The following is a 7,478-nucleotide window of genomic DNA, read 5'->3' as shown; positions in this document are numbered from 1 at the left end:
GTCGGTCGCCCGGAGACGTCCGTGGCGCCCGACCGACGACCTCACCAAGGCCCTGGGCAAGGACACCGCCCGCACCAACGGCCGCCGCTGACCCCGGACACAGCAGCGCAGCGAGCGCCGGCGACGCGGGTTTCCCCGCTCGCCGGCGCTTTCGCGTCTCAGAGCCTTTCGCGCCGGCCCGCGCCGTCGCGGGTCAGAGCCAGCCGTTGCGGCGGAACCAGCGGTAGAGGGCCAGGGAGACAGCGAGCATCAGAGCCAGGGCCACCGGATAGCCGTACGTCATCTTCAGCTCGGGCATGTTGTCGAAGTTCATGCCCTCGACGCCGGCGATGGAGGTCCAGACCGCGGCGATGGCCGCCCACGCGGCGATCTTGCGCATGTCGTTGTTCTGGTCGACGGTGACCTGGGCCAGCCGCGCCTGCAGGATCGAGTTCAGCAGGTCGTCGTACGAGTTCACCTGCTCGACGGTGCGGCTCAGGTGGTCCTGCACGTCCCGGAAGTACCGCCGGATCTCCTTGGGCACATCGCGGTTGACCTGGGAGGTCAGGTTCATCAGCGGCCGCTGCAACGGGATCACCGCCCGCTTGAACTCCACCAGCTCCCGCTTCATCTGGTAGATCCGCTGAATCCGGCCGTGGCTGTTGCGGTCGAAGACCTCGGCCTCAAGCTGATCCAGGTCGTCCTCAAGCTGCTCGGCCACCTCCAGATAGAGGTCGACCACCCGGTCGGTCACGCCGTACGCCACCGCCCACGGGCCCTGGAGCAGCAACTCCTGCTTGGTCTCCAGGTCGGCGCGGACCGGGGAGAGCCGGCAGGCGTCCCCGTGCCGGACGCTGATCAGGAAGTTCGGGCCGATGAAGAGCATCACCTGACCGGTCTCCACGACCTCGGAGGTCTCGGTCAACTCGGTGTGCTCGCAGTACCGGGCGGTGCGCAGCGCCAGGAAGCTGACGTCGTTGAACCGCTCCAGCTTGGGCCGCTGCTCGGCCTTCACCGCGTCCTCGACGGCCAGCTCGTGCAGGCCGTACGTCTCCGCGATGGCGGACATCTCGGCCAGCTCCGGCTGGTGCAGCCCGATCCAGACGAAGCCGTGCTCCTCCCGGCGTGCCGCCTCCAACGCGTCCGCGTAGTTCCAGTCGCCGGGCTGCCGCTTGCCGTCGATGTAGAGCGCACAGTCGACCACCCCGCTGCGGCCGGCGCCGGTGGGGGCCGGAGTGGGCGGCGATCCGTCGGCGTTGAGCATCCTGGTCACCGCCCGGACCGGGGACGGCCAGGCCCGGGGTCGCAGCACCCGGGACGTGTTCAGCGGGACCGTCCGGCCCCGCTCTGCCCGATCCGTCATCGCGACACCTCCCCGCGCTCGCCTGCGGCTTGCAGGCTACGCCGGTGGTCGCCACCGGCAGGTGTGACGGCGGTCGCGGGTGCGGCGCCGGGCGGGCCGGGCCGCATCGGGGGGTGAAGGACGACACGGCCCACCCGGCGCCCGTGGGGGCGGGGGTTGTGCTGCACGCGTGCCCGAGGTGGCGGCGGGGTGACCCCCGCTACACCTGACGGGTGACGCTCGCAGCATTGTGAGCCGCCGGCCGCCCGCTGGGGAGTCCCGGGACGGCCGGCATTGTCGTTCTGTCGGGAACCCGACAGAAATCAGCTCCGGACAGCCTCGACGGCCGCCGCGAGCCGCCGGACACCCTCGTCGATCTTGTCGGCCGTCACGGCCGAGAAGGCCAGCCGCAGGGCGTGCCGCCCACCGTCGAGAACGAAGTCGCTGCCCTTGACCACCGCGACACCACGCTCGGCCGCCGCCGGGGCGAGCCGGTCCACCAGCACGTCCTCGGGGAACTCCACCCACAGGAAGTAGCCGCCGTCGGGCTCCACGAACCGCGCCTGCGGCAGGTGCCGGCGCAGCGACTCGGCCAGCACCCGGGCGCGTTCGCCCAGCGCCGCCCGAACGGTCTCGATCGAGCGGTCGATGTCGCCGGAGACGCAGAACTGGTGCACGATCGCCTGCGACACCATGCCGGGCGAGATGTAGAGGCTCGTCGCGTTCTTGGCGATGTCGGCGATCAGATCCGCCGGACCGACCAGATAGCCGACCCGCACGCCCGGGCAGACGGTCTTGGTGAAGCTCGACGCGTGCACGACCACGTTGCGGGTGTCCAGCGAGAGCATCGACGGCAGCGCCTCGCCGCGGAAGCGGATGTCCGCGTACGGGTCGTCCTCGAAGATCGTGAACTCGTACTCGGCGGCCAGGTCGAGCAGTTCGCGGCGCTTCTCCAGCGACAGGGTCATGCCGGCCGGGTTCTGGTAGTTGGGGATGACGTGCGCGAGCCGGGGGCGGACCCCGGACTCCAGCAGCTTGCGCAGCTCGGCGGTGTCCAGACCGTCCGGCTGGACCGAGATGCCGTGCAGCTCGCTGCCCATCCGCTGAAGGTTGAGCAGCGTGCGGTCGTACGTCGGACGCTCGACCACCACCGCGTCGCCGGGACGGACCAGGTGGTCGAAGAGGAAGGCGTCGGCCTGGAGCGAGCCGTTGGTGACCAACACCTGGTTGGCTTCCACCCCGTGCTTCTCGGCGATCCACTTCCGCAGCGGAAGGTAACCGACGGAGGTGCCGTAGGCCGTGACCCCCGCGGGGTCGGCGTCGAAGGCGCGTACGGCGGCGGCCTTGAGCCCCTCGACATCGACGATGTCCAGCGAGGGCGCCCCACGGGCAAAGGAGATCAGCTGCTCGGCGGTCATGGATATTGAGCGTACGGGCGGCGGCGGGGGACGCGCGGACGGCACGGCGATGTCCGCATCCTGAGCCACCGGGACGGGTGACCCGGGTCGGCCGGTCGCCGTCAGATCAGACCGGAAGTGCGAGCGAGTCGTGCTGCGTCGCCCGGGAAAGGCCCTCAAACTGCACGCCGAGCGCGTCGAGGAGCTGGCTCCAGTCGAAGTAGGAGCGCCACGCGACGATCCGACCCCGGCGTGCCCGGACCACGTCGGCAACCTCCCAGCTCACCGAACGGCCGGTCGGAGCGACGGTGCCGTACGGCGAGTGCAGCGTGCCGGTGTGGGTGCCGCTGAGGCGCAGCTCCACGGCCGTGCCGCCGGACGTGCGCACCACGCCCAACGGGTCGACCCGCAGGTCGGCGAAAGCGCCCGTCCAGGTGCGCAGCAGCGCGGGCAGCTCGATCGGCCGGACCGTGACACCCGGCATGGCGTAGAACGCCTCCGGGGCGTACAGGTCCGGCAGCCGGGCCACGTCCCGCCGCAGAAGCATCGCGTACCGCTGCTCGACCAGGCGCTCCGCGTCACGCATCGGGCCCTCCCCCGCGGGCCACGGCATCTCCGCGCCCGCGAGGGATCCTTACCCGTCGATCCGGCCTGGCACACCTGCGCGGGTCAGGTCGTGGCGGCCGCCTGACTCTCCGCCCAGACCCGCATGATGTCCCGAACCGAGATCACCCCGGCCACCTCCCGGCCGTCGAGCACCACGAGGTGCCGGAAGCCGCCCCGGGCCATCGCGGCGGCGGCCTCGGCAACCGTCCACTCCGGCCCCGCGTAGACCACGTCCCAGGTCAGGTGGGCGCCGGTGCGTTCGGTGTCGCAGTCGAGGCCCGCGCCGATGGCCTTCAACACGTCGCGTTCGGTCATGATCCCCACGCCCTCGGAGTCCGGGTCGATCACGACCGCCGACCCGACACCGCGGGCCGACATCATCCGGGCCGCCTGACGCAGCGTGTGCTCCGGACCGACGACGAGGACCTGGCTGGACATCGCTTCCCGTACCTGCATCACACATCACCCCTTTGGGACGGTGGCATTCGGTACGCACATGGTCGTCGGTGGATGTTTCCGGGACAAGACCGGGCATCGTCGCAATGCCGGGCCGCTCGCTACTGTCGAAGCGTGTCCACCGAGCCCCTGCGCTGCGCCGGCGCGCTGATCGTCGACCACGACGGCCTGGCCCGCATCGAGTACGACTTCCTGGTCCGGGGTCTGATCCGGCGGATCGCGGAGGAGGGCTTCGCCGTCCTGCGGTCGATCGATCCGTGAACACCGTCGAGCTGGCGCCGCACCGGATCGCCGGGCTGCTCGCCCCGGCCGTGGACCGGACGTTCCGCGCCGGCATGCTGGCCGGCCGCGACGGTGGCGGGGCCGAGCTGAGCCAGCGGTACGGCGGGCCGACGGCGAACGGCTTCCTGGTGGACCTGCGCACCCGCCTCGCCGCGCCGGGCGGCACCGTCGACGGGCCGGGTTTCGCGGCGATCACCCGCTACGCCGACCCGGTCACGGTCCGCCGGGCCGTGGACAAGCAGGTGGCGTACGGCATGCTCCACCGCCGCCCGGACGGGGCGCTCTCCGCCACCGAGCGGGGCGCCGCCTTCCTCACCGAGCTGTACCAGGTGCACGCCGAGGTCACCGAGGAGCTGTGGGCCGGGCACGACGAACGGGTCACCCGGCTCGTGGCGGCGCTCGGCCGGCTGCTGACGTACGCCCTGGTGCTGGCCGAGACCGAAGGCGACCGGAACGGGTCGGCGTTCGCGGCGCTGGCGCCCCCGCACGAGCCGTACGGCACCCCGCCCGGCGTGCTGCTGCTCAACCGGCTCGGCACGCTGCGCTACCACCGGGCCGACGCGCACGCCGCCGCCTGGACGGCCGCCGGACACACCGCGTCCAGCGTCGCCGCCCTGCCCGCCGGCCCCGAGCGGCTCGCCATCGAGCTGGAGACCGACCGCCGGGCCGCCGGCCCGTACGCCGCGCTCGACGCCCAGGAGCGGCTGACCATGCTCGCCGACCTGGCGGCGCTGCCCGGCTGACCCGGTTGGCCGGAGCGGCACGGCCGGCCGGCGCTATCCTCCACCGGTGACGGGGAGCAGGACGAGGGAGGATGTCGCGATGATCGGAATGGTGCTCGCGGCCGGAGCGGGACGACGGCTGCGCCCGTACACCGACACCCTGCCCAAGGCGTTGGTGCCGGTGGACGGCGAGACGACGATCCTGGACATCGCGCTGGGCAACCTGGCCGAGGTCGGGCTCACCGACATCGTGATCGTGGTCGGCTACGCGGCGGACGCGGTCCGCGAGCGGCAGGCCGACCTGGAGAAGAAGTACGGGGTCACGCTCACCCTGGTGCACAACGACAAGGCCGAGGAGTGGAACAACGCGTACTCCCTCTGGCTGGCCCGTGAGCACTTCGCGCGCGGGGTGCTGCTGGTCAACGGGGACACCGTGCACCCGGTGAGCATCGAGAAGACCCTGCTGGCCGAGCGCGGCCCGGGCATCCTGCTCGCGGTGGACACCCTCAAGCCGCTGGCCGAGGAGGAGATGAAGACCACCTTCGACGCCGCCGGCCAGCTCACCCGGATCACCAAGATCATGGACCCGGGCGAGGCGTACGGGGAGTACATCGGCGCGACGCTGATCGAGCCGCAGGTCGCCGACGCGCTCGCGGACGCGCTGGAGGCGACCTGGCGGCGGGACCCGAACCTCTACTACGAGGACGGCTACCAGGAGTTCGCCGACCGGGGCGGGGAGGTGCGGGCTGCGCCGATCGGCGACGTCCCCTGGGTCGAGGTCGACAACCACGCCGACCTGGCCCGCGCGCGGGAGATCGCGTGCCGCTACTAGCTCGGAGCGTCCTCACCCCGCTGCACATCGACGTGCGACGCGGGGCGGTCGCCGACCTGGGCGCGATCCTGGCCGACGGGCGGATCTCCTCCGGGGGCGACGTCGCGGTGGTGGTCGGCCCGGGTCAGGGCGCGCAGATCGCGGAGCTGATCCGGCCGTCGCTGCGGACGGCCGACGTGTTCACGGTCGCCGGGGCGACCCTGGACGCCGCCGACGACCTCGGCGGCAAACTTCGCGCCCGGTCGTACGACGCGGTGGTCGGGATCGGCGGCGGCAAGACGATCGACGTGGCCAAGTACGCGGCCACCCGCCGAGGGCTGCCGATGGTGTCGGTGGCGACCAGCCTCGCCAACGACGGGATCGCCTCCCCGGTGGCCAGTCTCATCACCGAAGGGATCAAGGGCTCCTACGGAGTGCACATCCCCATCGCGGTGATCGTCGACCTGGACTTCGTGGAGAGCGGCCCGGACCGGCACAACCGGGCCGGCATCGGCGACGTGATCAGCAACATCAGCGCCCTGGCCGACTGGGAACTGGCCCGGCAGGTACGCGGTGAGCCGGTCGACGGGCTGGCCGCCTCGCTGGCCCGGGCGGGCGCCGAGGCGGTGCTCAACCACCCGGGCGACATGACCGACGACGCCTTCGTCACCGTGCTGGCCGAGGCGCTGATCTCCAGCGGCCTCGCGATGGCGGTCTGCGGCAGCAGCCGACCGGCCAGCGGCGGCTGCCACGAGATCATGCACGCGGTCGACTCGCTCTTTCCGGGCACCGCCTCGCACGGCGAGCTGGCCGGGCTGGGTGCGCTGTTCTGCACCTGGCTGCGCGGAGACCTGCGCCGCTTCGGGGAGATGTCGGCCTGCCTCGCCCGGCACGGCCTGCCCCGACTCCCCGCCGAGGTGACGCTCACCGACGACCAGTTCATCGAGGCGGTGCAGTTCGCTCCGCGTACCCGACCGGACCGGTACACGATCCTCGAGCACCTGGCCCTGTCGCCTACCGAGACGCGGGAGCGGCTGGCAGACTACGCCGGTGCAATCCGCGACCAGCTTGGCTGACCCCCGTCCCACCGTCGCCGACTTCCACCGGGTGAACCGGGGTGGCGGCCTGTTCAGCGAGTCGATCAGCCAGTGGCTGGGGGCCGTCTTCGCGCTGGTCGCGCAACGCCTCGGGCTCCGCCCGACCGCGTTGACCATCACCAACCTGGTGCTCGGGCTGGCCACCTCCGTCACCGTGGTGGCGCTCGCCGGGCCGGTCGCCGACGGGGACGTACCGGCCTGGGTGGTCGGCCTGCTCGCCCTGGTCGGCTGGCAGGTCGCGTACTCCCTGGACTGCGCGGACGGGCAGCTCGCCCGGGTGACCGGCCAGGGCAGCGCGGCCGGCGCTCGCGTCGACGTGCTCTGCGACGTGGCCGCGCAGATCGCCCTGGTGGCCGCCCTGGCCGCCACCGCCGTGGCACAGGAGCCGTCGACGCCGACCTGGCTGGTGGCGACCTTCGCCGGCACCTGGATGGTCAACCTGGTGACGTCGGTGATGCAGTCCGGCCCGAACGCGGCCAGCATGGTCACCTCGACCTCGCTGCCGGTACGCCTCGTGAAGCTGGTGCGCGACTACGGCGCGGTGGTCTTCGTGGCGGCCCTGGTGCTGGCCGTGGCCCCCGCGCTGGTCCTGTGGGTGATCATCGCGTTCACGATCGTCAACGGTGGCTTCCTGCTCGCCAGCATCGCCTTCTCCGCCCGCGCCTCGCTGCGCTGACCTCCCGCCCGCGCCACTCCCAGACCGGTGCCAAGGGTGTTCGAGTCCTCCTTTGCTCTGCTTCAGCCCAGGAAACACGTGGCGTCCGATATCCGGACACCGGGTGTTTC

9 protein-coding genes are annotated in these 7,478 nt (G+C 72.0%); 5 read left to right on the top strand and 4 right to left on the bottom strand.

What is annotated here, in order from left to right:
• Window positions 1-193: 193 nt before the first annotated feature.
• The 4 genes from corA to AB0J68_RS03265 form a co-directional block, all read right to left on the bottom strand.
• Entirely contained in the window at window positions 194-1,342 is a 1,149-nt protein-coding gene (gene corA, locus AB0J68_RS03280; protein WP_354857309.1) for a magnesium/cobalt transporter CorA, read from the bottom strand.
• Window positions 1,343-1,644: 302 nt separating this feature from the next.
• Window positions 1,645-2,739 (bottom strand): PLP-dependent aminotransferase family protein, encoded by a 1,095-nt coding sequence (locus AB0J68_RS03275; RefSeq protein ID WP_355063471.1) that lies wholly within the window; start codon window positions 2,737-2,739, stop codon window positions 1,645-1,647.
• 106 nt (window positions 2,740-2,845) lie between these two features.
• The gene (locus AB0J68_RS03270) at window positions 2,846-3,304 is read right to left on the bottom strand and encodes an ester cyclase (RefSeq protein ID WP_363935842.1); all 459 of its coding nucleotides are present in this window, start codon (window positions 3,302-3,304) and stop codon (window positions 2,846-2,848) included.
• A gap of 83 nt (window positions 3,305-3,387) precedes the next feature.
• Window positions 3,388-3,780 (bottom strand): CBS domain-containing protein, encoded by a 393-nt coding sequence (locus AB0J68_RS03265; protein WP_363935840.1) that lies wholly within the window; start codon window positions 3,778-3,780, stop codon window positions 3,388-3,390.
• 114 nt (window positions 3,781-3,894) lie between these two features.
• Here AB0J68_RS03265 and AB0J68_RS03260 point away from each other — a divergent pair, with 114 nt between their 5' ends.
• From AB0J68_RS03260 to AB0J68_RS03240, 5 genes are all read left to right on the top strand, one after another.
• Window positions 3,895-4,041 (top strand): hypothetical protein, encoded by a 147-nt coding sequence (locus AB0J68_RS03260; RefSeq protein WP_363935837.1) that lies wholly within the window; start codon window positions 3,895-3,897, stop codon window positions 4,039-4,041.
• The gene (locus tag AB0J68_RS03255) at window positions 4,038-4,805 is read left to right on the top strand and encodes a hypothetical protein (RefSeq protein WP_363935834.1); all 768 of its coding nucleotides are present in this window, start codon (window positions 4,038-4,040) and stop codon (window positions 4,803-4,805) included. Before AB0J68_RS03260 ends, AB0J68_RS03255 begins: the two co-directional genes overlap by 4 nt.
• A 79-nt stretch (window positions 4,806-4,884) precedes the next feature.
• Window positions 4,885-5,616 (top strand): phosphocholine cytidylyltransferase family protein, encoded by a 732-nt coding sequence (locus AB0J68_RS03250; protein ID WP_363935831.1) that lies wholly within the window; start codon window positions 4,885-4,887, stop codon window positions 5,614-5,616.
• Complete coding sequence (locus tag AB0J68_RS03245) at window positions 5,604-6,671, top strand: iron-containing alcohol dehydrogenase family protein (RefSeq protein WP_355133775.1); 1,068 nt, start codon at window positions 5,604-5,606, stop codon at window positions 6,669-6,671. The genes AB0J68_RS03250 and AB0J68_RS03245 overlap by 13 nt, the downstream gene beginning before the upstream one ends.
• Complete coding sequence (locus AB0J68_RS03240) at window positions 6,646-7,368, top strand: CDP-alcohol phosphatidyltransferase family protein (RefSeq protein ID WP_363935828.1); 723 nt, start codon at window positions 6,646-6,648, stop codon at window positions 7,366-7,368. The genes AB0J68_RS03245 and AB0J68_RS03240 overlap by 26 nt, the downstream gene beginning before the upstream one ends.
• Window positions 7,369-7,478: the final 110 nt, after the last annotated feature.

The organism is Micromonospora sp. NPDC049580, assembly GCF_040675595.1.
GTDB lineage: Bacteria > Actinomycetota > Actinomycetes > Mycobacteriales > Micromonosporaceae > Micromonospora.
Note: the sequence above shows the minus strand (reverse complement) of the source record. Positions and strands in the feature narration are given on the sequence as shown.

Excerpts from the sequence above, each read along its gene's own strand:
- AB0J68_RS03275 (WP_355063471.1), bottom strand. The coding sequence starts at position 2,739 with ATGACCGCCGAGCAGCTGATCTCCTTTGCCCGTGGGGCGCCCTCGCTG.
- AB0J68_RS03270 (WP_363935842.1), bottom strand. The coding sequence starts at position 3,304 with ATGCGTGACGCGGAGCGCCTGGTCGAGCAGCGGTACGCGATGCTTCTG.
- AB0J68_RS03250 (WP_363935831.1), top strand. The coding sequence starts at position 4,885 with ATGATCGGAATGGTGCTCGCGGCCGGAGCGGGACGACGGCTGCGCCCG.
- AB0J68_RS03265 (WP_363935840.1), bottom strand. The coding sequence starts at position 3,780 with ATGCAGGTACGGGAAGCGATGTCCAGCCAGGTCCTCGTCGTCGGTCCG.
- corA (WP_354857309.1), bottom strand. The coding sequence starts at position 1,342 with ATGACGGATCGGGCAGAGCGGGGCCGGACGGTCCCGCTGAACACGTCC.